This is a genomic window from Streptomyces sp. NPDC005494 (assembly GCF_042872025.1).
Taxonomy (GTDB): domain Bacteria; phylum Actinomycetota; class Actinomycetes; order Streptomycetales; family Streptomycetaceae; genus Streptomyces.
Genome location: NZ_JBIAJR010000007.1, coordinates 364,661 through 391,370, shown reverse-complemented (window position 1 = coordinate 391,370; position 26,710 = coordinate 364,661). Strand labels below are relative to the sequence as shown.

General features: G+C 70.8%; 23 protein-coding genes and 1 pseudogene. 8 read left to right on the top strand and 16 right to left on the bottom strand.

The window, feature by feature from the left end; all coding sequences use genetic code 11:
• The first annotated feature begins 171 nt into the window (after window positions 1–171).
• Window positions 172–1,911, top strand: coding sequence for a serine/threonine-protein kinase (locus ACFYQ6_RS22355; protein ID WP_361582639.1), 1,740 nt, complete (start codon window positions 172–174; stop codon window positions 1,909–1,911).
• Between the two features lie 211 nt (window positions 1,912–2,122).
• Here ACFYQ6_RS22355 and ACFYQ6_RS22350 read toward each other — a convergent pair whose 3' ends face one another.
• Window positions 2,123–4,243, bottom strand: coding sequence for a HEAT repeat domain-containing protein (locus ACFYQ6_RS22350; RefSeq protein ID WP_388764487.1), 2,121 nt, complete (start codon window positions 4,241–4,243; stop codon window positions 2,123–2,125).
• A gap of 213 nt (window positions 4,244–4,456) precedes the next feature.
• On the opposite strand from ACFYQ6_RS22350, the gene rpmF reads away from it, so the two are divergent.
• The gene (rpmF, locus tag ACFYQ6_RS22345) at window positions 4,457–4,627 is read left to right on the top strand and encodes a 50S ribosomal protein L32 (RefSeq protein WP_361582645.1); all 171 of its coding nucleotides are present in this window, start codon (window positions 4,457–4,459) and stop codon (window positions 4,625–4,627) included.
• A 75-nt stretch (window positions 4,628–4,702) separates the two neighbouring features.
• Here rpmF and ACFYQ6_RS22340 read toward each other — a convergent pair whose 3' ends face one another.
• Together ACFYQ6_RS22340 and ACFYQ6_RS22335 are read right to left on the bottom strand one after the other, a co-directional pair.
• Window positions 4,703–4,987, bottom strand: coding sequence for a hypothetical protein (locus ACFYQ6_RS22340; protein ID WP_388764484.1), 285 nt, complete (start codon window positions 4,985–4,987; stop codon window positions 4,703–4,705).
• 363 nt (window positions 4,988–5,350) lie between these two features.
• Window positions 5,351–6,007, bottom strand: a complete 657-nt coding sequence (locus ACFYQ6_RS22335) for a hypothetical protein (protein WP_388764482.1) — start codon at window positions 6,005–6,007, stop codon at window positions 5,351–5,353.
• Window positions 6,008–6,402: 395 nt separating this feature from the next.
• Between ACFYQ6_RS22335 and ACFYQ6_RS22330 the strand changes: the two genes are divergently transcribed.
• On the top strand, window positions 6,403–7,788 hold the full coding sequence (locus ACFYQ6_RS22330) for an MFS transporter (RefSeq protein ID WP_361582653.1): 1,386 nt from the start codon (window positions 6,403–6,405) through the stop codon (window positions 7,786–7,788).
• Window positions 7,789–7,892: 104 nt separating this feature from the next.
• Here the strand turns inward: ACFYQ6_RS22330 and ACFYQ6_RS22325 are convergent, their stop codons facing one another.
• Window positions 7,893–8,372: an NUDIX domain-containing protein gene (locus ACFYQ6_RS22325; RefSeq protein WP_361582656.1), complete on the bottom strand. Its 480-nt coding sequence runs from the start codon at window positions 8,370–8,372 to the stop codon at window positions 7,893–7,895.
• A 102-nt stretch (window positions 8,373–8,474) separates the two neighbouring features.
• Window positions 8,475–9,494, bottom strand: coding sequence for an aldo/keto reductase (locus ACFYQ6_RS22320; RefSeq protein ID WP_388764480.1), 1,020 nt, complete (start codon window positions 9,492–9,494; stop codon window positions 8,475–8,477).
• Window positions 9,495–9,735: 241 nt separating this feature from the next.
• Here ACFYQ6_RS22320 and ACFYQ6_RS22315 point away from each other — a divergent pair, with 241 nt between their 5' ends.
• The gene (locus ACFYQ6_RS22315; protein ID WP_361582661.1) at window positions 9,736–10,332 is read left to right on the top strand and encodes a helix-turn-helix domain-containing protein; all 597 of its coding nucleotides are present in this window, start codon (window positions 9,736–9,738) and stop codon (window positions 10,330–10,332) included.
• A 279-nt stretch (window positions 10,333–10,611) separates the two neighbouring features.
• On the opposite strand, the gene lnt is transcribed toward ACFYQ6_RS22315, so the two are convergent.
• The 3 genes from lnt to ACFYQ6_RS22300 all read right to left on the bottom strand — a co-directional run bounded on the left by lnt (window position 10,612) and on the right by ACFYQ6_RS22300 (window position 13,780).
• Window positions 10,612–12,207: an apolipoprotein N-acyltransferase gene (lnt, locus tag ACFYQ6_RS22310; RefSeq protein ID WP_361582664.1), complete on the bottom strand. Its 1,596-nt coding sequence runs from the start codon at window positions 12,205–12,207 to the stop codon at window positions 10,612–10,614.
• 135 nt (window positions 12,208–12,342) lie between these two features.
• Entirely contained in the window at window positions 12,343–12,915 is a 573-nt protein-coding gene (locus tag ACFYQ6_RS22305) for a hypothetical protein (protein WP_361582667.1), read from the bottom strand.
• A 70-nt stretch (window positions 12,916–12,985) separates the two neighbouring features.
• Window positions 12,986–13,780, bottom strand: coding sequence for an aspartate/glutamate racemase family protein (locus tag ACFYQ6_RS22300; RefSeq protein WP_361582669.1), 795 nt, complete (start codon window positions 13,778–13,780; stop codon window positions 12,986–12,988).
• Window positions 13,781–13,838: 58 nt separating this feature from the next.
• Here ACFYQ6_RS22300 and ACFYQ6_RS22295 point away from each other — a divergent pair, with 58 nt between their 5' ends.
• Window positions 13,839–15,026 (top strand): glycosyltransferase, encoded by a 1,188-nt coding sequence (locus ACFYQ6_RS22295; RefSeq protein ID WP_361582671.1) that lies wholly within the window; start codon window positions 13,839–13,841, stop codon window positions 15,024–15,026.
• 114 nt (window positions 15,027–15,140) lie between these two features.
• Window positions 15,141–15,509 carry a S1 RNA-binding domain-containing protein gene (locus ACFYQ6_RS22290; protein ID WP_388764476.1) on the top strand — a complete coding sequence of 123 codons (369 nt, stop codon included), beginning with the start codon at window positions 15,141–15,143 and terminating at the stop codon, window positions 15,507–15,509.
• Window positions 15,510–15,640: 131 nt separating this feature from the next.
• Here the strand turns inward: ACFYQ6_RS22290 and ACFYQ6_RS22285 are convergent.
• From ACFYQ6_RS22285 to ACFYQ6_RS22270, 4 genes and pseudogenes are all read right to left on the bottom strand, one after another.
• Window positions 15,641–15,944, bottom strand: a pseudogene (locus tag ACFYQ6_RS22285) (transposase); the annotation flags it as partial.
• A gap of 123 nt (window positions 15,945–16,067) precedes the next feature.
• Complete coding sequence (locus ACFYQ6_RS22280; RefSeq protein ID WP_388764474.1) at window positions 16,068–17,360, bottom strand: TerD family protein; 1,293 nt, start codon at window positions 17,358–17,360, stop codon at window positions 16,068–16,070.
• A 129-nt stretch (window positions 17,361–17,489) separates the two neighbouring features.
• The gene (locus tag ACFYQ6_RS22275; protein WP_361582680.1) at window positions 17,490–18,095 is read right to left on the bottom strand and encodes a sugar O-acetyltransferase; all 606 of its coding nucleotides are present in this window, start codon (window positions 18,093–18,095) and stop codon (window positions 17,490–17,492) included.
• Between the two features lie 346 nt (window positions 18,096–18,441).
• Window positions 18,442–19,308 (bottom strand): SigB/SigF/SigG family RNA polymerase sigma factor, encoded by an 867-nt coding sequence (locus tag ACFYQ6_RS22270; protein WP_361582683.1) that lies wholly within the window; start codon window positions 19,306–19,308, stop codon window positions 18,442–18,444.
• A 314-nt stretch (window positions 19,309–19,622) separates the two neighbouring features.
• Between ACFYQ6_RS22270 and ACFYQ6_RS22265 the strand changes: the two genes are divergently transcribed.
• The gene (locus ACFYQ6_RS22265) at window positions 19,623–20,603 is read left to right on the top strand and encodes a TIGR03557 family F420-dependent LLM class oxidoreductase (protein ID WP_361582686.1); all 981 of its coding nucleotides are present in this window, start codon (window positions 19,623–19,625) and stop codon (window positions 20,601–20,603) included.
• A gap of 383 nt (window positions 20,604–20,986) precedes the next feature.
• Complete coding sequence (locus tag ACFYQ6_RS22260) at window positions 20,987–22,180, top strand: aromatic acid exporter family protein (RefSeq protein WP_388764471.1); 1,194 nt, start codon at window positions 20,987–20,989, stop codon at window positions 22,178–22,180.
• A gap of 73 nt (window positions 22,181–22,253) precedes the next feature.
• On the opposite strand, the gene ACFYQ6_RS22255 is transcribed toward ACFYQ6_RS22260, so the two are convergent.
• The 4 genes from ACFYQ6_RS22255 to ACFYQ6_RS22240 form a co-directional block, all read right to left on the bottom strand.
• Window positions 22,254–23,312, bottom strand: coding sequence for a YihY/virulence factor BrkB family protein (locus ACFYQ6_RS22255; protein WP_361582692.1), 1,059 nt, complete (start codon window positions 23,310–23,312; stop codon window positions 22,254–22,256).
• Window positions 23,313–23,486: 174 nt separating this feature from the next.
• Window positions 23,487–24,602, bottom strand: coding sequence for an NADAR family protein (locus ACFYQ6_RS22250; protein ID WP_388764469.1), 1,116 nt, complete (start codon window positions 24,600–24,602; stop codon window positions 23,487–23,489).
• 24 nt (window positions 24,603–24,626) lie between these two features.
• Complete coding sequence (locus tag ACFYQ6_RS22245; protein ID WP_388764467.1) at window positions 24,627–25,907, bottom strand: PP2C family protein-serine/threonine phosphatase; 1,281 nt, start codon at window positions 25,905–25,907, stop codon at window positions 24,627–24,629.
• On the bottom strand, window positions 25,904–26,704 hold the full coding sequence (locus ACFYQ6_RS22240) for an alpha/beta hydrolase (RefSeq protein WP_361582698.1): 801 nt from the start codon (window positions 26,702–26,704) through the stop codon (window positions 25,904–25,906). Before ACFYQ6_RS22240 ends, ACFYQ6_RS22245 begins: the two co-directional genes overlap by 4 nt.
• Between the last annotated feature and the right edge of the window lie 6 nt (window positions 26,705–26,710).

Below are 26,710 nucleotides of genomic sequence, written 5' to 3'. Positions count from 1 at the left end.
GGCCCGGCCACCTGCGACATGGCTCGTGCACCCTACGGGCGCGTGCCGCGAACGCACGACTCGGGCGCCGGCCGGTGTTTGTGAAGTTTCCGCAGATCGCCTGTACGCGGCGCACGTGCACGGCATGATCCGGGATGACGGGGGCCGGGGCGGAACGAGGAGGCGTGGCGGTTGCGGGACCAGCTGCTGGGGGGCCGCTACCGGCTCGTGGAGCCGCTCGGCAAGGGCGGGATGGGACAGGTGTGGGAGGCCCGGGACGAGACGCTGGGCCGGCTCGTGGCGGTCAAGCTCATCTCGCTGCTCGCCGGCGGCGGCAGTCACGCCACCGACGCCCGCGCGCGCTTCCTGCGTGAGGCGCGGCTCACCGCCCAGCTCCAGCACCCCCACATCGTGACCCTGCACGACGTCGGCGAGGTGGACGTGGAGGGACGGACGACGCCCTTCCTGGTCATGGAACGGATACGCGGTGAAGGTCTGGACGCCCTGCTGCGCCGCAGCGACGTCACCCCGGAGGATGCGGCGCGGTGGGGCTCCCAGGTGGCCGACGCGCTGGCCGAGGCTCATGCGGGCGGAGTGCTGCACCGGGACGTCAAACCCGCGAACATCATGGTCACGAGCTCCGGCCATGTGAAGGTCCTGGACTTCGGCATCGCGCGCGCGGCCGACCCGTACGCCACCGCGGACCGGCTGACTCAGACCGGTTTCATCGTCGGCACTCCTCCGTACATGGCCCCCGAGCAGGCCCGTGGCAGGCCCGAACCCCGCAGCGACCTCTACGCCCTGGGATGCGTGCTCTTCGAACTCCTCACAGGACGGCTGCCTTTCGAGGCGCCCGACACCATGGGCTATCTCAGCGCCCATCTCACGGACGCCCCGCCCTCGCCCCGCACCCTGGTGCCGGGTGTCTCGGCGGAATGGGACGCACTCGTACTGAGGCTGCTCGAGAAGGATCCCGGCCTTCGGCACGGCAGTGCGACGGAACTCGCGGCAGCCCTGCGGCAACTGGCCCACCCGACGCCGTCCACCTCCTCGAGCAGGCCGGCCGGACGTGGCCGGGTCGACCAACCGACCGTCCGCGTCACGACCGACGGACCGGGCGGGACCGATCCCGACGCGCGCCGGACGGCGGCCGTTGCCATGGCTGCGGCGCTGTCCTGCCTGCCGCCCCTGGTCTGCCTGCTCTCCCAGACCGCCACCTACTTCACGGACAGCGGCGCGCCCTTCGGACTGCTCGTCGCGAATCTGCTGCTGGGCCTTGTCGAGTCGGCTGCGCTGGGGACAGGCGTGGGGCTGTTGCTGCGTCGCAGACTCTCCGGCCGCCGGACGATCGTGGCTGCCGGCGTGTCGACCACGCTGCACGGACTGAGCGCGAGCGTCCAGTACGTGGTCGCACAGGGGCCGCAGACCGTCGCCGTGATCGCCTATGCCGTCGGCCCGCTGATGGCCGTCGCCGCGGCGACGGCTGTGGTCGCGGCCCTGCGACCGTCCACGGTCCGGTGGTGCCGCGACAGTCGCGCGGTCCCAGAGCCGGTGGTCCGCGGCGGGGCCGTCGCTCCTGCCCTGCTGACCCTGCTCACGGCGCCGGCCGTCCCCGTCGCCGCGGCGCAGGCCATCGACGCGGGCGCGACGACGTACGGCGCGGGGACGCTGCAGACGGTGCTCTTCGCTCTGCTGTCGGCGGTGCTGGCGACCGGCGTGATCCTGGTCCTCGTCCGTGACCCCGCAGGGCGTGTGCCGGTCATCGCGGCCGGGCTCGGTCTGGTCCTGGTGGCCCTGAACGGCATGCTGCACATGACCTTCCTGGGCTTCGCACTCCGCATCCTGCTGTGCGTGCTGGCTGTCGCGGCTCTGGTCACCGTGGTCCGCACCGCTCTGTCCCCCGGTCACACCCGCCGTCAGCCGTCCGCGTAGCGCCGGCGAAGCCGTGGATGCCCGTACGCCCCCGGCGTGCTCGGCACGGGGCGTTCGACCACACGGCTGCACCCTCCCAGCACGAGCGGAAACCGGCGCACGCGTACGTCAACTCCGTTGCCGGACGGTGGAGTCGGCACGCCTGGACCACACGTGGCGCACCCGGCCGCACACGGGGGTAAGGCCACCACCACGCACGGGAGTGCCGGAATCACACGCCGGGGCGGCTTGCCGGCGGCGTGGCGAAGCGCCGTTCGAGGGTGCGGCACGTGCGGTGCAGTTCGTCGTCCAGGTCGACACCCCGGCTACGGCGGGCGCGTGCGGCTTCCGCTCGGAGGAGGGGCAGGGCCGGTGCTGCGGCCGGTCCCATGCGTTCGAGGCACGTCACGACGTGGAACGCGGTGGCGTCGTTCCCCTGCCATACCTCCATCAGCGTACGGATGACGGCGTCGGACTCGGCCGCACCGGCGATGTCCCACACGGCGACTGCGGCATGGAGACGGGCCCAGTCGTAGTGGGCGGACAGCATCGCCTTCAGGCGCGGCAGCGCGGGCGCGGCGGGTGGGCCGATCCGGCCGAGGACGTCGGCCGCGTCGCGGTGCTGGTGGCTGTCGAGCAGGTCGTGCAGGCGTGGCACGACGTCCAGGGGGTCGCGTTCGAGCGACCAGAGTGCGGCCGTTGCGGCCGTCCGGAGGTTCACGTCCTGCGCGTCGGCCAGTGGGCGGACCGTGTCCAGGGCTGATGCGGCGTCGGGCCCGATCGACGCCAGAGCGGTCAGCGCGGAGGCTGCGGTGCGCCACTGCTCGTGACGGAGCGCGGCGTTGATCGCTTCCGTGAGGGCGGGCACCGCAGCCGTGTCTCCGAACGCGGCCAGCGCGGAGATCAGGGCTCCGGCGCCGGAGGCGGGCCCTTCCTGCGAGTAGTCGGCGGCGGCAAGACGTCGGCAGAGCCGTGGCACGAGTTCTTCGGCGCCCGCCCGCACATGGCCGGCGACCTGAACGGCACGCCAGGCGTCCACGTCGGCGTCGAGGGCGGTCAGCAGCCCTGGCAGAGCACGCGCGTCCCCGAGACGAGCCAGGGCCATGACGGCTTCCTGGTGGGCACGGCGCACCAGCGGCGTCGGGATCGCCCAGGCCTCCGGTCCGTACGTGGCGCGATGTGCGGCGACGAAGGCGGCGAGTGCTTCGCGGGCGACGTCGGTGACGGGCACGAGGGATCCGAGGCTCTCCGCCGCCGCGGCGGCGGTGTAGGCGTCGTCGGCGAGCAAGCAGTCCGCGAGGAGCCCGACGAGGCGTGCGTGGTCGCCGCGCCAGGTGCCGATCAGGTCCTGGGCCATGCGTATCGCGTCAAAGCGGATGGCAGGGTCCGGGCTGCGGAGCTGTTCGGTGAGCAGGGCCGTACGCTCGGGCAGGCGGTCGCCCAGCACTCTGTGGAAAGTGCGCAGCAGGGGTGTGGTGGGGGCGTGGACCCGGTTGTGCCGTGCCATGTCGGCGAACGCGGCGGCGATCTGCCGCGGGATGCCCGCCGTTCCGGCTGCGGGGGCGCACTCGCAGGACCCCGAACCGGCCCTGCGAGGCTTCTCTCCGGTGCTCGTCCCCGTCGCGGGGGCGAGCCGGCGCAGCAGGTCGGCCGCTGTCGGTACGGTGTCCTCGCCGACGGCGTCCGGGACGCAGCGGGCGTGGTGGACGAGAGCGGCGAGCCTGATGTCGGGGTCCGCTGAGCTGTCGTCGGCCAGGTCGCGGAGCCAGGCCGTGGCGGCGGTGCGTGCTGCCGGCAGCCGCAGCGCCAGACCGGCCATCGTCTCGATGACGAGCAGCCGTTCCACGGTCCCGGGTTCGGCGGGCAGCCGGGACCGGACGGCGTCGACCGCGCGGTCGGCGTCGTCGAGAAAGAGGCCCAGGCCCGGGATCGCCGCGCGCCGCACGGGGGGATCCGCGTCGGCCGCGTACGCGACGAACGCCGCGGAACGGTCACGCATCATGACAGCGCCGTCCGTACAGGCTGTCGAGATGGTGCCGTCGGGCGCGAAGCGGATGCCGCCGTCGTCACAACCGACGGACTCCCGCCCGATGCTGAGCAGCAACCCGACGACCGAGGCACGGTCGCCGGCCGTGGGATCGTCGGCGAGCGCGAACAGGAACGGCAGACTCGCCACCGTGCACGGGTACACGTCACCCTGGTGGTGGGCGGCGCCGTAGTAGTCGTCGAGTGCCTTCCGCCGGACCTCGCCGTCGGTCGAGGCCATCCCCCGGAGCCATACCGGAACATCGACGGCCGCCCCGTAGGCATGGCTCATCGACGACCAGTCGATGGTGTCCACATCGTTGATCATGCACGGCACTCTGCCGCACGCCACTGACACCACCCCCGACCGGACGGGCCGGGGTACGGCGCATCGGGCGCTCCGGCCCGACGGCATCTCCGGCCCGGCCGTCGTCCGGCCGCCGGTCCCTGCGCGGGGACGAGAGCACTGCGTAGCCGACCGCTAATTGACCTTGACTATCATTTTCATATAGCGTCGACCGCGCCGATCCAGGAGGTCACCATGGCAGTCCCGAAGCGGAAGATGTCCCGCAGCAACACCCGTCACCGCCGCGCCCAGTGGAAGGCCACGACGCCGCAGCTCGTACCTGTCACGATCGACGGGGCGGTCCACCAGGTGCCACAACGGCTGGTGAAGGCCTACGAGCGCGGACTCCTGCGCCCCGAGGGCTGACAGGCCGAGCCCCACGACCTGCGGCCCTCGCCTGCGCCGTCGACACGGACGGCAGGGCCGCCCGCCGTATCCCCGTCACCCGCCCCGCCACGAGGTGAAGGCGGAGCAGCCGCAGATCTCAGGGATACTCGTCCCCTTCCAGGTGGTGCCATAACTGTCGTCGCCCCACCGGGCGTCCCCCCGCTCGTAGCGGCAGGCGCCCTTCCAGTGGTGCCAGCGGGCGTGGCCGCACGCCGCGCACATCGGCTCCGGAGGGACGTACGGCCCACGGAGCCCGCTGCGGACGATCACCACGACGGCAGTGACACCACCCGCGACGACGAAGAAGCCGACGGTACCGACGACGTAGTAGGCGCTCATCCCCGATCAGGCTCCCCGCTGCCGTGAACCCTGCGTGCGGTACGCGGCGGCCAGTGCCGCCGCTCCGCGCCCAGCGTGCGTGACTGCGGGCCGGGCACCGCCGCGCGTAACTCGTACCGTATCGACACCGCACCCGAGGACGCGGCGGCGCGCGCCGCCGGACGGCCTTGAGCGGACACCGCTCGCTCGTGTCCTGCCGACGTGGGATGCGCACTGCCGCTCCACACGCTTCGCACTGCCCAGAAGAAGAGGGCACTGGGCGCAGTCGGCGCCACCGTCGCTCTACCGCCGCCCTGCTCATCGCCGTTGACGGATCGGTGATGGAGCGAGTGCTCACCACCCGTGGGTCGACCACGGCAGGCGCTACACCGCGAGGCTCACCATGAGCGCGCGCATGTCCTTGATCATCAAAGGCTTGAGCTCTCGGGGAGTCCGGTCTCCATCACTGTTCAGGTTGAAGGAGAACTCGGCGCCCCCGTCGAGAACGGTGAGGACTGCAACTGCGCCGGGGCCGCCGTAGTCGATGACCCCGAAGTAGGCCCGCTCACCGAGCCCTTCGACCGGCGCCTTGACGATTGTGGGGCCGGTGTTGGTCTCGATCGCTTCGCCGTTGGCCTCGAACTCCGCACGTGGACTGGTCACCTTGTGCAACTGCAACCGTATGGTCAGCTGCTGAGCCGTGTCGTCCGTGACGAGGGAGTCGTGGCACTGGGCAACATCCATAGCTCGGTGACGGTGCTCCTCGTGCGTGGAGTCATCGCCCCTGCCCCAGATCGCGCCCAGGGCAGTCATCTCCGCGTCCGCGCACAGGTCGTCACTCATCCGGTACCGCACGTCCGGGCCGTCGGAGGCGCCTATCGGCAGCAGGAGCGTCACGCCCCAGATCGCTGAAGCCAGCAAGGCGCCGGCCACTGCCCAGACCACTCGTTCACCGCGTCGCGGCAAAGTGGCAGAAGGCTGCACCGCACCCGGTGCGGACTGGTTCTCGAGGTCGCGCGTCTGCTGCGCTGAGATGTGCACCAGGTGAACCTACGTCAGCTCCGCTGCCGGCCGGTTGTGAACTGCCTCACGGCCGGACCAGCGCTTTCCTGGCACGCCGTGCAAGGTTGCCAGGTCCCACACAGGTAGCCCCAGGGCTTCTCGGGGTGCCGCACCGCGCATGATCGCCCAGGGCCTGACCAGGAACAGCAGGAGTCAGCACCACACCGTCGAATCACCCTGAACTGCACATCCCGGACTGCCTTCGTCCCGACTCACACCGAGCCCCTGAACCGCCCGGCCGTGAGGCGGCATGGGGGCCGCAGGCATAGCACACCCTCGAACTATGTTGCCCCGCCACATGTGCTCCTGACCTGCGGATTCCTACGGTGTGGCGACACGCAAACGTCCCCGTCACACCCCAGGAAGTGGTGCCGATGTCGTCGCCCGCAACCACCCCGCCCCCGTCCAACCTCCGCCGCATCGTCGCCGCGAGCCTCGTCGGGACCACCGTCGAGTGGTACGACTTCTTCCTCTACGGCTCCGCTGCCGCGCTGGTCTTCAACAAGCTCTTCTTCCCCGACTCCGACCCGCTCGTCGGCACCCTGCTCTCCTTCCTCACCTATGCGGTGGGCTTCGCCGCACGCCCGCTGGGCGCTCTGGTGTTCGGGCACTACGGGGACCGGCTCGGGCGCAAGAAGCTGCTGGTGCTGAGCCTGTTGATGATGGGCGGTGCCACCTTCGCCATCGGGCTCCTGCCGACGCACGCCACCATCGGTTCCGCGGCGCCCGTCCTGCTCACCGTCCTTCGCCTGGTCCAGGGCTTCGCCCTCGGTGGCGAGTGGGGTGGGGCCGTGCTGCTCGTCTCGGAGCACGGCGACGCGAAGAGGCGCGGGTTCTGGGCGTCATGGCCCCAGACGGGGGCGCCCGCCGGGCAGTTGCTGGCCACCGGGGTGCTGTCCGCGCTCACAGCGCTCATGTCGGAGTCATCGTTCGAGAGCTGGGGATGGCGCATACCCTTCCTGCTCTCCGGGGTGCTCGTGATCCTCGGTCTGTGGATTCGTCTCTCTGTCGATGAATCACCTGTGTTCAAGGCGGCCCTCGCCCAGGCCGAGCAGCGCAAGGCCGCTGCCGAGCCGGCGGACAAGATGCCTCTCGTGGCCGTTCTGCGGGACCACTGGCGCGACGTACTCATCGCCATGGGCGCCCGGATGGCCGAGAACATCAGCTACTACGTGATCACGGCGTTCATCCTCGTGTACGCGACGACAGCCGTGGAGCTGAGCAAGCAGACGGCGTTGAACGCCGTACTCATCGCCTCCGCCGTGCACTTCGCCGTGATCCCGCTGTGGGGTGCGCTGTCCGACCGGATCGGGCGCAGGCCCGTCTACCTCATCGGTGCGATCGGCGTGGCCGTGTGGATGTTCCCCTTCTTCGCGCTGATCGACAGCCGGAGCTTCGGGAGCCTGCTGCTCGCCGTGACCGTGGGCCTCGTCTTCCACGGCGCCATGTACGCACCGCAGGCCGCGTTCTTCGCGGAGATGTTCGCGACGCGGATGCGCTACTCGGGTGCCTCGATCGGCGCCCAGTTCTCCTCCGTCGCCGCGGGCGCCCCGGCGCCGCTCATCGCCACCGCGCTGCTCGCCGACTTCGACAGCTCGACGCCGATCTCCCTGTACGTCATCGCCGCCTCGCTGCTCACCGTACTGGCGATCGTCTGCGCGAAGGAGACGCGGAACCGCGATCTCGCGGACATCGAGCCCGGGGCCGAGAGGCAGGCCGCGGAGGGTACGCCCCTACCCGCCGACGCGCGTTCCGTCTGAGCGGCGGCACCCCCGGACGAGGCGATCCGGACAGAGAGGTCCGTCCGCCTGACAGGGCCCTGCAGCCCCTTGGCCCTTCCCGCGCGGGAAGGGCCAAGGGGCTGTCATCCCTCCGTGGAGGGGGCGAACCAGGTGGGGCCGTCCGTGAGGGACTGCTTGATCCGGAACAGCGCGAACTCGTTCAGCGGCGGCAGCGCGTCGACGTCGAACCACGCCACCTCCAGCGACTCGTCGTCGTTCACCCTCGCCTCCCCGCCGGTGGCCCGGCAGCGGAAGGTGATGTCGAGGTACTGGCAACGGTCGCCGTTGGCGTACTGAACGGGCTGCAACGCCTGGGTGAGGACCACCCGTTCCGCCACACAGCGCACGGCGGTCTCCTCGAACACCTCCCGCTCCGCAGTCAGAGCGGGCTCCTCACCGGGCTCGGCGATACCGCCGATGACCGACCACTTACCCGTGTCGGACCGTCGGCCGAGCAGCACCCTGCCCTCGTCGTCGAAGACGACCGCGGTGACCCCCGGCAGGAGAAGCAGCTGGTGACCGGCGGTGGCGCGGATGTCGCGGATGAACTCTGGAGTCGCCATGTGCCGAGCCTACGTGTCCGCCGGACCGCCCCGCCCGAGGGTGGGCGCACCCCGCCCGAGGGCGGCGCGCCCCGCCCGGGGCCGGCGCGTGCCGCCGGAGGTTCAGCGCCGGCGGAGCGCCGGGTCGAGCAGCGCCGGCGGGGTGTCGAACTTCTCGTGCGCGGCGAGATCGGTCCCGGGAGCGACGATGGCGTCGATCGCGTCCAGTACGTCCGCGCTGAGGACGGTGTCCGCCGCGGCAAGCTGCGCGTGCAGGTGCTCCGTGGTGCGCGGTCCGATGATCGCGCTGGTCACGGCGGGGTGCGCGGTCACGAAGCCGAGGGCGAGCTGGATCATCGTCAGACCGGACTCGTCCGCCAGCCGGGCCAGTTGTTCGACGGCATCGAGCCTGGCCCGGTTGGAGGGAAGGGTGATGTCGAAGCGTTCCGGCAGGATTCTGGAGCGGCTGGTGGTGATCTCGCGCCCCTCGCGGACAGCTCCGGACAGCCAGCCGGAGGCCAGTGGGCTCCACGCCAGCACGCCGAGCCCGTACTCCTCGGTCACCGGCAGCACATGGGACTCGATTCCGCGCTGCAGGATCGAGTAGCTGGGCTGCTCCGTGACGTAGCGGCTCAGGTGGTGCTCGCGAGCGGCCCACTGGGCCTGTACGACACGGTAGGCGGGGAAGGTCGAGGAGCCGAAGTAGCGGATCTTCCCCGATCGCTGCAGATCGGTCAGCGCCGACAGCGTCTCCTCGTCGCTGACGCTCGGGTCCCACCGGTGGATCTGGTAGAGGTCGACGTGGTCGACACCGAGACGGCGCAGGCTGTTGTCCAGTTCGGTGGCCAGCCAGCGGCGCGAGGCTCCCCGGTGGTTGCGCTCCTCCCCCATCGGCATGGTGGCCTTGGTGGCGAGCACGATGTCGTCGCGGCGGCCGGCGATGGCCTTGCCGACCATCTCCTCCGACTCGCCCTCGCCGTACATGTCGGCGGTGTCGATGAGGTTGATCCCGGCTTCGAGAGCGGCATCGACGATCGCCGTGGCCTCGTCCTGGGTGGTGCGCCCGATCGCGCCGAAGTTCATGGCGCCGAGCACGAGGGTGCTGACCTGGACGCCGGTGCGGCCCAAAGTGCGGTACTGCATGTACGTGTTCCTCCATGACGGTGAAGCGTGATGGCAGGCATGACTTGGTCCCGGCCTCCCGCTCTGACAGGATGAGCAAACGGAACCTCGTTCCGCTAACAATACGGAACACCGTTCCGTTTCGCAATGTCGAGGGCGTCTGCGTGTGCCGAGGCATATGCGGGCGCCGGGGACCCGACGGGTGTCGACGGGTAATACCGACGGGCGTAGGGACGGCAAGGACGGCGATGGAGGGAACGACGTGACGAACGACGAAGGCCACGGCGCGGGCGCGGGAAAGGCGGGTCCACGCAAGAGGGCCGACGCGCTGCGCAACGAGAGGACGCTGCTCGACGCCGCCGCGGCGGTCTTCGTGACGTCAGGCGTCGAGGCGCCGGTGCGCGACATCGCGGCCAGGGCCGGTGTCGGGGTGGCCACGATCTACCGCCACTTCCCGACACGGGCGGATCTGATCATCGGCGTGTTCCGGCACCAGGTCGAGGCCTGCGCGGATGCGGGTCCGGCCCTGCTGGCGACCAGCGAGAGCCCGCACGCCGCACTGGGCAGCTGGATCGATCTCTTCGTCGATTTCCTGGTCACCAAGCACGGGCTCGCCGCGGTGCTGCAGTCCGACGACCCGGGCTTCGAGACGCTGCACGCCTACTTCATCGACCGGCTGGTCCCCGTGTGCGCGCGGCTGCTCGACGCGGCGGCCGAAGCGGGCGAGGTCCGGACCGACCTGAAGGCGTACGAACTCATGCGGGGCGTGGGGAACCTCTGCATCGGCGCGGAGAACGACCCTGCCTATGACGCGCGGCGTCTGGTCGCGCTCCTCGTCGCGGGGCTTCGCCTGCCGTGACGCCGGGCGGGCCCGCGCTGCCGGGCTGCCGGGCGGGACGGGCCTGACCCGGTCGGCACAGGTGCGCGCCGGGCCAGGCCGTCCCGACGGTCACAGGGCAGGGCAGGCCGTCCCGAGCGCCACGGGGCAGGGAAGGCCGGGCGTACCGAGCAGCGCGAGGCAGGGCCTACCGAGCGCCACAGGGCAGGGAAAGGCAGAGCGTACCGAGTCCCCGGGGCGCGCCGTGCGGCCCGGAGGAGGCGGCGCTACGTCCCCGCGTCCGCCACTGCCTCGCGTCCCCTACTCCCCCGCGGTCTTCCTCGCCCGCACGGAGCGGGCCGTCACCCAGCCGAGGCCGGCCACGGCGATCAGGGCCAGGATGCCTTCCGGCAGGGTCCCGAGCCGGGTGGCGGGTGTCAGCGAGGAACGCAGGGGGACCTCGTCGACCAGCGCGTCCGCGGTGAACATCTTCGTCTTCTCCACGATCGTGCCGTCCGGCCGGATGACCGCGCTGACACCGCTCGTGACGGGTACGACGACGGACCGCCCGTGCTCGACCGCCCGCACCTGGCTCATCGCCAGCTGCTGATAGGTCATCTCGCTGCGCCCGAAGGTCGCGTTGTTGCTCGGCACGGCGATGAACTGGCCGCCGCTCTTGACGGTGTCCCGCACGGCGTCGTCGAACGCGGCCTCGTAGCAGGTCACGAGGCCGACCTTGGTCCCTGCCAGGTCGAAGACCCCGACCTGGCTGCCGGCGCCGAAGTCCCGCTGCACCCGGTCGACGTCCTTGCTGAAGATCCGCACGAACGACCGCATCGGCATGTACTCGCCGAACGGCTGGATGTGCCGCTTGTCGTAGGTGTCGACGGGGCCGTTCTTCGGGTCCCACTCGATCAGGGTGTTGCGCAGCGGCCCGGTGTCGGGCGTGAGGACGGCGCCGATGACGGTGGGTGCGCCGATGGCCCGCACGGCCCGTTCGATGGCCTCGGCCGCGTCGGCGTTGCGGTACGGATCGAGGTCGGAGGAGTTCTCCGGCCACAGGACGAGGTCGGGCCGGCGCTCCTTCCCGGCTGTGACGTCCCGGGCCAGCTGCTCCGTACGCGCCACGTGGTTGTCCAGGACCGCGCGACGCTGGGAGTTGAAGTCGAGCCCGAGCCTCGGCACGTTGCCCTGGATCGCGGCGACGGTCGCGGTGCCGTCCTCGGCCGAGTCGTCGACGAGCGGAAGGGCCGCGAGTGCCGCGACGACGGGGGCGGCGACGGTCACGGCGGCCGCCACCACGGCGGCACGCGGCACGGCGTCCCCGGTGCGGCGGCGGCGCACCTGCCGTACGGCCTCCAGGAGACCGAAGCCGCACAGCACGACGGCGAACGAGAGCAGCGGGGTGCCGCCGAGCGCGGCGAGTGGCAGGAAGGCGCTGTCGGCCTGGCCGAAGGCAATCTTGCCCCAGGGGAAGCCGCCGAACGGCACCCTGGCCCGCACCGCTTCGTCGAGCGTCCAGACCGCCGCGGCCCAGACCGGCCAGTACGGAAGCCTGGAGACCGCGGCGATGCCGACGCAGCCCACGGCGATGAAGAGCGCCTCGGCCGTGGCGAGCGCGAGCCACGGGACGGGGCCGACCTCTTCGCCTGTCCAGTGCAGCAGCGGCAGCATGAAGCCGAGGCCGGCCAGCAGCCCGAGGCCCAGCGCCGCGCGCAGTCTGCGGGCGCTCAGCACCCAGCCGAGCAGGGCGAAGCCGGGCAGGACCAGCCACCACAGAGGCCGGGGCGGGAAGCTCGCGTAGAGCAGAGCACCGGACAGCACGGCTGCGGCCGGCCGGACGAGCCGCGGCCACAGCTTCCTGCTGCGGGGCGCGGGGGCGGACGGCTGGTCGACGGTGGTGATGGTGGCGCTCACCTGGCGGAGTCTACGGTGAGCGGCTGTGAGAGCGGCAGGCGCTCCGGCCCTCCGCGTTCATGCAGGAACGAGCGCGGCAGGCGCCCCGGCCCTCCGCTTCCATGCAGGAACGGAGTTCAGGAGCCGGGGCGGAGTTCAGGAGCCGGAGGAGCCGGGAGCCTGCTCGGCGGGCCCGAGGTGCAGCCGGTCGCGGATGAAGCGTACGGCCGCCTCCGCGTTGTCCACCGTGACGGTGAACGTCCTCCCGTCACCCAGCCGGAGCACCAGTGCCTCCCCCCTGCGCACGACGACGGCGGTGCCCTTCTCCGGACGCCAGCGGTATCCCCAGCCGCCCCACTGGCGCGGGGTGACCTTGGGAGCGAAGTCCGCGCCCACGACATGGGTGAGCAGGATCCGGCGTCTGGGGAGCCCCGCGTGGCCGCAGCGGACCTCGAGGGCGTCGCCGTCGACCTTCACGGCCACGTGCACGAAGGCGAGGGTGCCGAAGAGGATGAGGAGTCCGGCCGCGACGCAGCCGATGACGGACATGAGCAGCGGCGCGATTCCCGCACTCCAGGCCGAGTCGACAGCCAGTTCGATGCCGAGCGCCAGGCACCCGGCTCCCACAGCGGCGAGCAGCCACTGGAAACGATTGGTGGCCCGTCCCGTCCAGACCGTACTCGGGGCCTGGCTCGAACCGTGCCGTGCGTTGCCGGGGTGGTCCGTCATGCCATGCAGCGTACCCAGGTTCCGCGCGCCGGGGCGGCCGTGCGCGACCCGGCCGGGGCGCCGGGACCGGTCAGAGGGCAGGGCTGACGGCCTTGAGCAGCAGTCCCTCGGCGTAGGCCAGAGCGGGTGCGGGCACGTCCGCGGCGTGTCCCGCGAGCAGCACGGTGAGGGTGCCGGCCGGTTCGGCCGACGGAGCGGGTACCGCACCGATCCGGCGCAGGGCCTGCGCGGCCACCGCCTCGGCGGACCCGTGCAGTACGAGCGGGGCGAGGCCGGGTGCCCGGCCGCTCTCCACGGCGGCACGAATGCGTTCGGCCACCAGCTCGTAGTGGGTGCAGCCCAGGACCACGTCCGTCACCCCGGCCGGGGTGAGGGCGGCGGCAGCGGCCACCGCGCGGTCGATGCCCTCGTCGTCCGCGTGTTCGACGGCATCGGCGAGCCCCGGGCAGGGCACCTCGGTCACGTCCACGGCCCGCGCGAAGTCGTGGATGAGCCCGCGCTGGTAAGGGCTCCCCGTGGTGGCCGGGGTGGCCCAGATCGCGAAGGGCCCGCCGCCCGCCGCGGCCGGCTTGATGGCGGGCACCGTACCGATGACCGGCAGGCCGGGTTCCAGTTCGGCCCGCAGGGTGGGCAGGGCGTGGACGGACGCGGTGTTGCAGGCGACGATCAGGGCGTCGGGCCGGAGGGCCGCGGCCGCGCGGGCCACGGCGAGAGCGCGACGGGTCACGTCCTCGGGCGTGCGGGGCCCCCAGGGCATCGAGCCGGGGTCCGACGACAGCACCAGATCGGCGTCGGGCCGCAGCCGACGCACCGCGGCGGCTGCCGCGAGCAGGCCGATTCCCGAGTCCATGAGTGCGATCTTCACCCGGTCACCATAGTCGACCGCCCTTGCGGCGCCGCCGGAGTGGGGCACACTTCGACGGATGAGCGCCGTTGCCTGGATCGCCGTGGGTTCGCTGGTCGTGTGGGTCTGGTTGCTGCTGGGCCAGGGCTTCTTCTGGCGGACCGACCAGCGGCTGCCCGTGCGCGCCGAGGCCGAACCGGCGCGCTGGCCCTCCGTCGCCGTGGTCGTGCCCGCCCGGGACGAGGCCGAGGTCCTGCCGAAGACCCTGCCGTCCCTGCTGGCCCAGGACTATCCCGGAGTCGCGGAGATCTTCCTCGTCGACGACTGCAGCGGCGACGGCACGGGGGACCTCGCCCGGGCGCTGTCCGTGCGGTGCGGCGGACTCCCGCTGACGGTGGTGTCCCCCGGTGAGCCCGATGCCGGCTGGACCGGCAAGCTCTGGGCACTGCGCCACGGAATGGCGCTGGCCCAACGGGGAGAGCCCGAGTTCCTGCTGCTGACCGACGCCGACATCGCGCATGAGCCGGACAGCCTGCGCGAACTCGTCACCGCTGCGGGGAGCGACGGCGCGTCAGGGTTCGATCTGGTCTCCCAGATGGCCAGGCTCCGGGTGGCGAGCACCTGGGAGCGGCTGATCGTCCCGGCCTTCGTCTACTTCTTCGGGCAGCTCTACCCCTTCCGCCGGGTGAACCGGAAGCGGTCACGTACGGCAGCGGCTGCGGGTGGCTGCGTCCTTCTGCGGGCCGCCGCGGCCGAGCGGGCGCGGATCCCGGAGTCCATCCGGCAGGCGGTGATCGACGACGTCTCGCTGGCGCGTGCGGTACGCCGCTCGGGCGGCCGGATCTGGCTGGGCCTCGCGGAGCGGGTGGACAGTGTGCGGCCGTATCCACGGCTGGCGGACCTGTGGCGCATGGTCGCCCGGAGCGCGTACGCCCAGCTGCGGCACAGCCCGATGCTGCTGGCCGGGACGGTCCTCGGGCTCGGCCTCGTCTATGTCGCGCCGCCCGCCGCCCTCGTCACCGGACTGCTGACGGGCGACCCCGTGGCGGCCTGGTCCGGCGGGGCGGCCTGGGCGGTGATGGCGGGCACTTACATGCCGATGCTCGGGTACTACCGGCAGTCGCTGTGGCTGGCGCCGCTGCTGCCGTTCACCGCGGTCCTCTACCTCCTGATGACGGTGGACTCCGCCGTGCAGCACTACCGGGGCCTCGGTGCGGCCTGGAAGGGGCGTACGTACGCCCGCCCCGAGGCCGCACCCGAGCCCTGAGCCCCGGCCGCTCACGGGACGCTGTTGGCGAATTCAGATGTTGAGGCCCGTGTGAGTTGAAGCTCGCACCGGACTCTCCTGTCCAGGCCAGTGCTGAGGTGCGAGGATGCGTAAGTGGTGACGGAAGCAGAGTGGGAGCGAGTTCAAGGTGAGCTGCGCTTCGGGCAGGTCTTGACGGGCACTGTTGTCCGGGTGCCCAGGCCGGGGGCGATCGGTGTCTTCGTGGACATTGGCCTCAGTGTCGAAGGGTTCGTCGACGTCGTGCTTTTGCCTCGTCGGCGAAACGAGGACTGGCCTGTCGAGGGAACAGTGACCGATTTCGAGGTCTGGTGGGTGCACAGCGGTCACCAGCAGATACGGCTGAAGCCCTCTGACCCGCAGTACCTGTGCGAGGACTTCGCCGACTTCGTTGCCCGATACAGGCCCAATTGGCCATCCGACATCGGCAAAGCTGTAAGGGGTTCTGGAGCCATCAATCCGTGAGCGCTGGTCAGCCCTGGCTCTGCTGGAGAGCCGCAAAGTGTGAGACGCGCGTGCGGGCATGGCTGGTACCGGAGAGCCAGGCGTCGATGCGGGCGAGGTTGATGGCGGCGCCCGTGAGTTGGTGCTGGAGGCCCCGGATCGGTCAGATCCAGTCCGAGCGCGTATTTTGAAGTCGATTTCTCGCCCGCACTGCCTCCGCGGCCTGCCGGTCAGTCAGGCCTTCCACGAACTGCAGAACCAACACCATGGCGAGCCGGCCCGGCGACCGCGCAGGCTTACCGCGCGCGGGGAACAGGTCTGCGAACTCCTCATCGCGGAACAGCATCCCCAGCTCGTCCCGAATCCGGATTGCCAGACTCCCCTTCGGCAAGGCAGCCAGCGCCACCCGCAGGTCTCAGCGGGAACGTCTCCCGGCTCCGTCGGCTGCATCGACATCGGCACCCACCCCATACGACAACGTCGGCCTTCAAGAGCACAACCAGGTCTTGAAGGCCGACGTCACGCCGAGCCCCGAATCAGCCAACAGCGTCCGCTCCCGGGCCGGGGCGCAGGGGGAGGTCACTTGCGTCCAGGGGTCCAGTTCATGCCCCAGCCGTAGGCGGCGTCGATGGTCCGCTGGGGGCTCACCCCGCGCTGCGGCACGAGATAGCGGGCCTCGCGCTGCACCGTGAGGTCCCGCCCGTCGCCCGTGATCAGCGCCAGCGCGCAGACGGTGGAGGGCACGGTGCACTCGTCGAGGGAGAAGTCGATCGCCGCACCGTTCTGCGGCTGCAGGGTCACGGTGGCGTGCAGATCGGCGAAGCTCCGGGCGCCCTCGTAGATGGTCACGAAGATCAGGACGCGGCGGAGCCGGTCCTTGTGGTCCAGGTTGATCGTGAGGTTCTCGCCGGTGGAGACCGCCCCGGTGCGGTCGTCGCCGTCGAGGTGGATGTACGGCGGCTGCCTCAGCGACCCGAAGGCGTTCCCGAGTGCCTGCACGACTCCCTTGCTGCCGTCCGTGAGTTCGTACAGCGCGCAGAGATCGAGGTCGAGGTCGCCGTGCACGGCGACGGCCCGGCCGAGCTTCGCCCCCCAGCCCTTGAACTGCTTGCGCACCTCCCAGTTGAGATTGACGCGCAGCGCTCCGGATGTGCCCCCCTGCTTCGAGAGCGAGACCGAGGGGGCGTCCTTCGTCAGCGTCACCTTCGTCAGCCTCACGGCTTGCACGACGGGTGGTGCGGGCGGGGGCACGGGGGCGGTCCGAGGCGTGGCGGCAGGCGTCGGCGGCTGGTGGGGGGCGCGCAGGGGCGGCTGCGCCGGCGGCTGTGCCTGCTGCGGTTCGTCGACGGAGATTCCGAAGTCCGTGGCGAGGCCCGCGAGCCCGGTGTCGTAGCCCTGTCCCACCGCCCTGAACTTCCACGCCCCCTGGCGGAGGTAGAGCTCACCGAGGATGAACGCGGTCTCGACCGTCGCGTCCGCGCTCTCGAAGCGCGCGATCTCCGTGCCGTTCGCCCCGTCCACGACCCTCACGTAGAGGCCGGTCACCCGTCCGAACGTGCCGCCGTCCGCCGAGGCCGCGACGACGACACGGTCGATCACCGGCTCCATCCGCGCGAAGTCGACGGTGAGGCTGTCCGTGACGACTCCGCCGGAGGTGCGCTTGCCTTCGTGACGGACCGCACCGGAGCCGTGGACCGGCTGGTTGTAGAAGACGAAGTCCGAGTCGCCGCGCACCTTTCCCGACACGAGAAGGAGCGCCGAGGCATCCACGTCGGGCGTCCCCGGAGCAGCGCGCCAGCCCAGTTCGACCCGCACGGCCGGAGCCGGCACCGCGACATTGGTTCCCTTTTGCATGGTCATGCTCGCCCCCATCACGAGTCCGGCAGCCCGGAGCGTTTCCCGACAACCTAATCCCCGGCCCACCGGGGAGCCCACAGTCGCGACCGAGCGGTTACCGGCGATCCCCCGGCAGCCCGGTGCGGACCCGCTCCCTCCACGGGCCTACCGCTGCGCGGCGGTGCGGGTGGTGAGGTCCTCGTCCGTGATGGCGCGGACCGCCCGGCAGGGCGTTCCCATGGCGACGGTCATCGGGGGAATGCTGCGGCTGACGACGCTGCCGGCGCCGATGACCGACCCGTACCCGATCCGCACGCCGGGAAGGACCACCGCGTTGCTGCCGATCCACACCTTGTCCTCGATCACGACAGGTTCGGAGAAACGCCCGAAGTCGGTGCGGCGCGAGGGATGAACGGGGTGTCCCGTGGTGGTCAGCGTCACGCTGGGCGCGATCATGACCCCGGCCCCTATGCGGATCTCCACGTCGTCGACGAACGTCAGGTTCACGTTCCCGAAGAAGTCGTCACCGATGTGTACGTTGCTGCCGAATCCGGCGTGGAACGGCGGCAACAGGACCGTGCGCTCCCCCACCGAGCCGAGGATCTCGAGGAGCAGCTCCCGGCGCCTCGCGGCCTGGCCGGGCGGTGTCCGGTTGTATTCGAAGATCTGATCCGTACGGCGCCGAGGGGCCAGGAAGGCCGCCTCCGACTCGCTGTACACGAGTCCCTCCGCTATCCGGGCCAGGACCTCTTTCTCGTGTGCATCCGTCACGACGGGACGCTCCATCAAGCCGATTCCTCGGGCGCGGGGCCCGGCACGCCCCGGTCGCACGCGCGCCCAGAGCATACGTGCGCCGCGAGGGCCGCGTGAGGCGTTGTCGCGGCCCGTCCCCGCTGTCGGGCTCGCGTGCCGGCGGAGCGGTGCGTGTCCTCGCGGCTGCGGCTGGACGGAGGTGCCCGTAACCGGTCATGTCCGGCCGATGCGTGCATCGGCCGGACATGACGTACACGATCCGCGGCCGGGGCCCGCCGTGGGCCTCTTCGGCTTCACCGCCCCGGGTCGTCCGGACGGGGATGGTCCCGCAGGCCGCCGAGGCTCGTCAGGAGTGTTCCGCGGACTACTCCTCGGCCAGCATTCCGGCGCGGAGCTTGGTCAGAATGCGAGCGAGGAGGCGTGACACATGCATCTGGGAGAGGCCGAGGTGTTCGCCGATCTGGGCCTGGGTCAGCTCCTGGCCGAAGCGCATCTGGACGATGACGCGTTCGCGTTCGTCCAGGGTCTCCATCAGCGGGGCCAGAGCGTGGAGGTTCTCGACCAGCTCCATGTTGGGATCGAGGTCGCCCGCGAGTTCGGCGAAGGTGCGGTCCTCCTTCCCCGAAGCGGTCTGCTCGCTGCTGTTCACGGGCAGGTCCAGGGAACCGGCGGTATATCCGTTGGCCGCGATGAGGCCCTCGATCACGTCCTCTTCGTCGATGTCGAGATGGGCGGCCATCTCGGCGACCGTGGGGTCCCTGTTCAGATTCGTCGCCAGCTCTTCCTTGGCCTTGGCAAGGGTGACCCGCAGCTCCTGGAGCCGGCGCGGTACGTGGACCGACCAGGTGGTGTCACGGAAGAAGCGCTTTATCTCACCGACGATGTAAGGAATCGCGAAGGAGGTGAACTCGACCTCGCGGGAGAGCTCGAAACGGTCGATCGCCTTGATCAGCCCGATGGTGCCGACCTGGATGATGTCTTCCATCTGTCCGTCACCGCGGTTGCGGTAACGCTTCGCCGCGAACTGGACGAGCGACAGATTCATCTCGATCAGTGTGTTGCGCGCGTACTGGTATTCGGGGGTGCCCTCTTCGAGGACCTGGAGCCGGTCGAAGAACACCTTGCCGAGGGCCCGGGCGTCCTTCGGAGCGATCTTCAGCGGATCGTCGATCTGCGGCAGCTCTGCCTCAGTCGCGGGGGCAACGACCGAAGTACGTACGAGTGTCGACATTCAAACTTCCCCTCCACGTGTCTGCTGCCCTGTGTCCCCCGTTGGCGTTGGGCGTGTACCCCCGCCGAACCCGCTCACACTTCCTGTCCCTGAAAAAGCCTTGCGATCTTCGCCGGACACTCACGGGATGCGCACCACGCCGTGCCTGACGGATGAACAGCAGCCGACCCGTACGGAGGTGTGCCAGGTTGCGAAATCGCGGCACCCGGGCAGGAGAAATGGTTGTGCGGCGGGCAGCCGGCGGTATCCGCCCGCGGCTCGGCCCGGCCTGATGACGGGAGCGGGCCGGAGAAACACGCGAGGAGTCGAGGAACATGCAGATCGGGTACAAACTGGCGGCCGAGGCCTTCGGGCCGGCCGAACTGGTGCGCCAGGCGGTGCTGGCGGAGAAGGCTGGTTTCGACTTCGTCGAGATCAGCGACCACTACCACCCCTGGCTGGACAATCAGGGCCATTCCCCCTTCGCCTGGACGGTGCTCGGGGCCATCGCGGCCCGCACCGACCGGATCGGGCTGGCGACCGGTGTGACCTGCCCGACGGTGCGCTATCACCCGGCGATCATCGCGCAGGCCGCCGCCACCCTGGCACTGTTGTCGGACGGACGCTTCACGCTCGGTCTGGGCTCGGGCGAACGCCTCAACGAGCACGTGGTGGGCAAGGGTTTCCCGGATACGGTCGACACCCGGCAGGACATGCTCCGGGAGGCCATCGAGATCATCAGGCTCCTGTGGCGCGGCGGGTACCAGTCCTACGAAGGCAAGCACCTGCGACTCGCCGACGCCCGGGTGTTCGATCTGCCCGGCACCCTGCCGCCGATCGCGGTGGCCGCCGGCGGCCGCAGGGCGGCAGCGCTGGCGGCCGAGCTCGCGGACGGTCTCTTCGCCACCGAGGACCGGCCGGAGCTGGTGCGCCACTACCGTGACGCCGGCGGGACGGGCCCCCTCTACGCCGAGGTGCCCATGGCCTGGGCCCCGGACGAGGAGAGCGCGGCGCGAGCGGCCCTGGAGACGTCCCGCTGGGCACTCACCGGCTGGAAGGTGATGAGCGAGCTGCCCAACCCGGTGAACTTCGAAGCGGCCACCACCACGGTCCGGCTCGAGGACATCACCGCGAAGTTCGCCTGCGGGGCCGACCCCGCCCGCTACGAGGCGGCGGTTCAGCCCTACCTCGACGCCGGCTTCGACCGGCTCGTCATGCAGAACGCGGGTCCCGACCCCGACGGATTCATCGACTTCTACAGCCGCGAGCTCGATGCCCGCCTTCGCGGACTTCAGCCAGGGCGACAGGACTCCTGACCACGGGCCGCTCCGCCCCGTACACCGCCTGCCTCCCGGGCCCGAACCGCTCCCCGGGCGGGCCCCCCTCACCGGCACGGCGCTGCCGTCCACACCCGTCCCGCCCTGTCAGCGCCGGGGAGGGGCGGGTGCGGGCGGCCGGCCGCGTGCTGCGCGGCTTCGGACGACCGATCGGGGGCAGTGGTGCGAGAGCCGCCCAGCGGGCAGCAGAACCTTTGACCGCGCGAGCGAAGGACACCGGATGACCGAAGCGCGCGGCGGACACGGCGATCGCCTGGGGCGACTCGCACGGGAAGTACGACTGCCCGGCTGAGAGCGGAGCGGCGGCGGGACAGGAACATGCCAAACAGAACAGGTGCCGGCAGAGGAAGGACGTCGCGTACATGATCGGTGGCACAACGACCGACCGGGAGGGGACGGGACGGCTCACCGCCGTGACCCGGTGGTGGCGGCGCGTCTTCTCCTACGCGGGGGACGAGCGAGCGACCGTCCTGGTGATCGGGAAGAGCATCCTCGCCGCCACGATCGCCTGGGCGATCGCGTACGACGTGCTCCACTCCCGCTCCCCTGCCTTCGCGCCGTTCTCCGCCGTGCTGATCATGCAGGTGACCGTCTACCGATCGATCCTGCAGTCGCTCCGGTACGTGGGCGCGGTGGTCGCGGGTGTCCTGGTGCAGGCGGCCCTCGGGTTCCTCGCCGGCCCGGACCTGCTGACGTTCGCCCTCGTGGCCCTCGTCGCCCTCACGATCGGGCGCTGGCACGTCCTGGGCGTCCAGGGGCCTCAGGTCGCGACGGCCGCGTTTTTCGCGTTCGCGACCTACACCTCGGCGTCGAGCGGCTCCGAACGGTTCTTCCGCCTGGGGGAGATCGTGCTGCTCGTCCTCATCGGCTGTGCGATCGGTACGGCTGTCAACGTCCTCGTGGCCCCGCCCCTGCGCTACCGCAGCGCCGAGTACAGCATCCACAGTCTCGCCCACACCCTCCACGACCTGCTCTCCGAGATATACCCCGTGCTCGCCGAGGGAGTGCCCGACGAGGAGACCACCGGACGATGGCGTGCCCGCGCGGCGCACACCGGGGAGATGATCGGGCAGGCCAGATCGGGGTTCCAGACGGCCAAGGAGAGCACGCTGCTCAACCCGCGGCGGCTGATACGCCGTTACCGCGGTCACCCCGGCTTCCAGGACTACGAGGCCGTTCTCGGCGCTCTGGAACGTACGCTCTACCAGGTGGCCGCCCTCACCCGGGGCCTCGACCGGTACCGCGAGGAGGACGAGGCACGCAAACCCTTCCTACGGCGGTACGCGGCGTTCCTGGAGTCGGTCAGCACCGTCGCCGCGGTGCTGACGACGCTGGACGAGACGACCCTGCGCCAGCAGGCGAAGCGTCTGGAACGCCTCACCGGTGAGGCGGAGACGCACCGCGCGGAGGTGGTCGAGGAGACCGAGCGGCTCTCCTTGTCCCTCGCCGATCCGTCAGCCCCCTACGGCATCCTCGTCACCGAGGCGACACGGCTCATGGAGGAGTTCCGCCACACCTGCGACGTCCTCCTCGACGCCGCACAGGTCACCGAGTGAGCGGCGGGTGCCGCTCGCACTCCGGCCGGCCGCCGGACACCCTCCCGACGCGGGTCACGGCCCGTACGGCACCTCACTCCGAGCGCGGGTCGGAGGGGCCGGTGTCGCCCATGTTCCTGCGGTCCTGGTCGGTCCACTTGCGGGTGTCCCGAGGGGCGACGTAGGGCTCCTCCCGGCGCGGGTGACCGCCGATGACGGCCCGCTCACGGTCCATCTCGGCGTCGAACTCGAGCCCGAGCAGGATCGCCAGGTTGGTGATCCACAACCAGACCAGGAAGATGATCACTCCGGCCAGGGCTCCGTAGGTCTTGTTGTAGGAGCCGAAGTTGGCGACGTAGAACGCGAAGCCTGCGGACACCACCATCCAGATCAGCAGCGCCAGCAGGCTGCCCAGCGAGACGAACTTGAAGCCTCGCCCCTTGGCGTTGGGGGCTGCCCAGTAGAGGATCGCCAGGATCATCGACACGAGCACGACCAGCACGGGCCACTTCACGATCGACCAGACGGTCATGGCCGTGTCGCCGATGCCGAGCGTGGTGCCCAGCTGGCGGGCGAGCGAGCCGGAGAGTACGACGATCAGCGCGCTGACGCAGGCCAGCACCATCAGCACCAGGGTGAGCCCGACGCGGACCGGCAGCACCTTCCACACCGGCCGGCCCTCGGGCAGGTCGTACACGGCGTTGGAGGTCCGGATGAAGGCGGCCACGTAGCCGGACGCGGACCACAGGGCGGCCAGCAGGCCCACGATCGCCATCGCCCACCCGGTGCCACTGCTGGACTGCAGCTGGGTCACCGCGTTGCCGAGGACGTCACGCGCCGCGCCGGGGGCGAGTTTCTGGATGTTGTCCAGCACGGTCCGGGTCGTCTCCTTGCCCGCGATGCCGAGCAGGGAGACGAGAACGAGCAGAGCGGGGAACAGGGCGAGGATGCTGTAGTAGGTCAGGGCCGCAGCCCGGTCGGCGAGCTCGTCGCGCTTGAACTCCTTCAGCGTGCGCCTCAGCACCGCCCCCCACGACGCCTTGCCGACCTTCGTGGGCGAGCCGGGCGCCTTGCGCTCCACCTCCGGGTCCGGGCCCGCGCCCGTCCGGTCCTCGCGAGCGGAGCCGTCCTCACCGTGCTGTTCGTGCGCCATGAGAGGCAGACAACCCCAGGTCCCCCGGCCCCGCGACCTCACGGCCGGTCGCTGCGACCAGATGGAGGAGCCGATGGCCCCGCGCCGGGGACGTCTGCGCTCCCCCAGATGCGGCGGCTCGGGCGGCCGGCGATCGGCACCACCTCACCGACCGGCCGCCGCGGCCTCGTCCCGCTACCCGATCCCGGCCCGCTGCGCGTGCAGTTCGGAGCGTACGAGTTCGAGGAGACGTCCCGTCCAGTTACGGCCGCTGCCGCTGTTGTCACCCCAGAAACGGGAGTCGGCGTCGTCGTAGAGGAGGGTGGCGTCCTCGGTCGCCAGGAGAATCTCCGCCAGGTCCGGGTGCTGTGCGTACTTGGCGCGCAGGAGGGTCGTCATGACGGCGGTGCGGGCGTGTTCCCAGCCCTCGCGCCGGACGGCGTCCGCGGCCAGTGTGCTCGCCGCGTACGCCGTCTCCGCTGCCGCGACGGCGGCTCGCGCCGTCGCGTCGGCGACCGACAGGGCCCAGTAGGCGTGGGCGGCGGACGGGTAGGTGATGCCGTCGATGTCGACGGGAGCTGGGTAGTCGTTGCGCAGACCGGCCTTGCCTGGGTCGTCGGCTCTCCTGCGCGGGTAGGAGTGGGGCACGTGGATCGCCTGCGCGTGCGGCTCGACCGGGCCGTCCACGGGAACCCGCGACGGCCGTCCGGCGATGAGCCGGGCACGTTCCTCGAAGTAGGCGACGGCACTCTCGTACGCCTCCTGGGAGACCGGCTCGCCGTACCGGCTGTCGGGCGTGCCGCCCGGCCCGGCGACCAGCAACTGAAGCGGCCGATCCTTGTGGTCCATGTCGCCGAGGGCGTAGTGGCGCTGCGTCTCGGGGACGGCGAGATACGCGTCCCGGGCCGTGGCCCGGTTCTCCTCGGTCCGGTCGGCGAGGAACACGTCGACCGCCGCCAGGCACCGCTCGGTCGAGTCGGGGCGGCCGTTCAGCTGCTCGACGGTGTCCCGCACCTCGGCGAGCAGCAGCTCGGGGGTGAGCCAGGTGTGCGGATCACCGAACTGCCAGGCGGCAAGGTCGTGGGCCGACACCCTGCCGCCTTCCGGGAGGTCGGTGGCCACCCATCCGGAGCGGAGCTTGCGCTCGAACTCGTCGAGGGTGACCAGGCCCCAGCAGTCGATGAGCCCGTCCGCGTAGATGAAGAGGTCCGTGAGGAAGAAGTTGCCACCGTTACAGATGAAAGCGTGACGCCACGTGCCAGGTATGCGGACGCCGTCCGCCGTTCGGTGGGTGATCCGTTTGCCGATCATCCGGTCATTGTGCCGCGCTCGGCGTCACGGACCACTGTCCTTTTCGGCACGACGGCCGAGCGGCGGGGGCACACCCATCGCCAGGAGCGCGGTGTCGTCGTCGAGTCCTTCCCCGAAGGAGTTCAGGAGTGCGTCGAGGGCCTCGACGGTACGGGGCGCCGACGCGGGCGCGAGCTCTCGCGTGAAGTCCAGGAGCGCTTCGTCGCCGTAGCGTTCCCCGTTGCTCGCGGTGCGCGCCTCGGTCAGGCCGTCGGTGTAGAGCAACAGGGTGTCACCGGGCCTCAGATCCACCGTGGCGGTGGTGAACTGGGCGTCTTCCACGACCCCGACCAGCTGACCGCCGGGCGTGGGCACCTGGTCGGCACTGCCGTCGGCGCGCAGCAGCACGGCAGGGGGGTGGCCGCCCCCCGCCAGGACGACATGGAAGCCCGCGCCGCCCCGCGCGGGTGTGAGCAGACCGAAGATGACGGTGCAGAAGCGCGGTTCGTCCTCCTGGAACTGACGGTTCAGCGCGGTGTTGAGGTTGGCAAGGACGGTGGCCGGTACCGGATCGGAGATCGCTGCGGCCCTCAGGGTGTACCGCGCCAGCGAGGTCACCACGGCCGCGCCCGCTCCCTTGCCGCGCACGTCCCCCATGAAGAACCCCCAGCGCCCGGCGGCCAGGGGGAAGAGATCGTAGAAGTCCCCGCCCAGTTCGTCGGAGGACGCGAAGTGGTAGCGGGCGGCGACGTCCAGGCCCGGAACGGATTCGAGGACCGGAGGGAGCAGGGTGCGCTGGAGGGTGGTGGCGAGACGGTGCAGGCGTGCGCGTTCGTGCTCCGCCTCCTGCCGGGCTCGCAGGAGTTCCCGCTCGTAGGTGCGTCGGTCCCGGGCGTCCAGCAGGGTGGTGCGGATCAGCAGAGGTTCACCGTCAGGCCCCCTCTTGAGGACGGAGGTGACCAGCACGGGCAGCCGGCCGCCGTCCGCGGCCTTGAGTTCGAGGGCGATACCGCTGACCTCACCCTGCATCTGCAGCAGCGGCGCGAAGTGCGTCTCGTGATAGAGCCTGCCGCCGATGGTCAGCAGTTCGGAGAACTGCTTGCGGCCGACCAGTTCCTCGCGACGGTAGCCGAGCCATCGCAGCAGCGTTCCGTTGATCTTGACGATCCGGCCGTCCAGCAGAGTGGAGAGGTAGCCGCACGGCGCGTTCTCGTACAGGTCCTCCGCACTGTCCTGCGGCAGGGCGGAGAGCTCCGGCAAGTCCCACCCCGCGCCGTCCGCGGTCCTCGGCCCTGTGCTCCCGTCGCCCCCCGGGCGCACCGTCACGGCCTCTCCACGAAGGCGATGACCGCCGCGGCTGTCTCCTCCGGAGCGCTCAGCTGGGGGCAGTGGCCTGTCGAGTCGAGGGTCACCAGCTCACTCCCGGCGATCTGGGCGTGGACGAAGGCGCCCACCTCGCGCGGGGCGATCGTGTCGCGCGCACTCTCGGCGACGAGCGTCGGAACGGTCACCCTGGCGAGATCCGCGCGGTTGTCGGACAGGAAGGTCACTCTCGCGAACACGCGGGCGATCTCCGGATCCGTCCGGCAGAAGCTGTTGGTCAGCTCCTCGGCCAGGTCGGGGCGCTCAGGGGTACCCATGATCACCGGTGCCATCGTCGCGGACCAGCCCAGGTAGTTGCTGTCCAGCGATTCCAGCAGTTCGTCGATGTCCTGCTCGCTGAAACCACCCCGGTAGTCACCGTCATCGATGTACGACGGTGACGGGGTGAGGAGGATCAGCTTGTCGAAGAGTCCGGGCTCCTGCGCTGCGGCGAGGACACCGATCATGGAGCTGACCGAGTGACCCACGAAGGTCACGGGGCCGAGATCGAGATCCCGGCAGATCTCGATCACGTCCTGCACGTAGCCGTCCATGGTGGCGTACCGCTCAGGGCTCCACGCGGACACGTCGGAACGCCCCGCGCCCACGTGATCGAAGAGGACCACCCGGAAGCGCTCCTCCAGTACGGGCGCGACGAGACGCCACAGGTTCTGATCGCACCCGAAGCCGTGGGCGAGCACCACCACCGGTCCGCCCTCGCGTCCGGTCACCGATACCCGGTTCCTTTTGCGCACGTCCATAGGAAC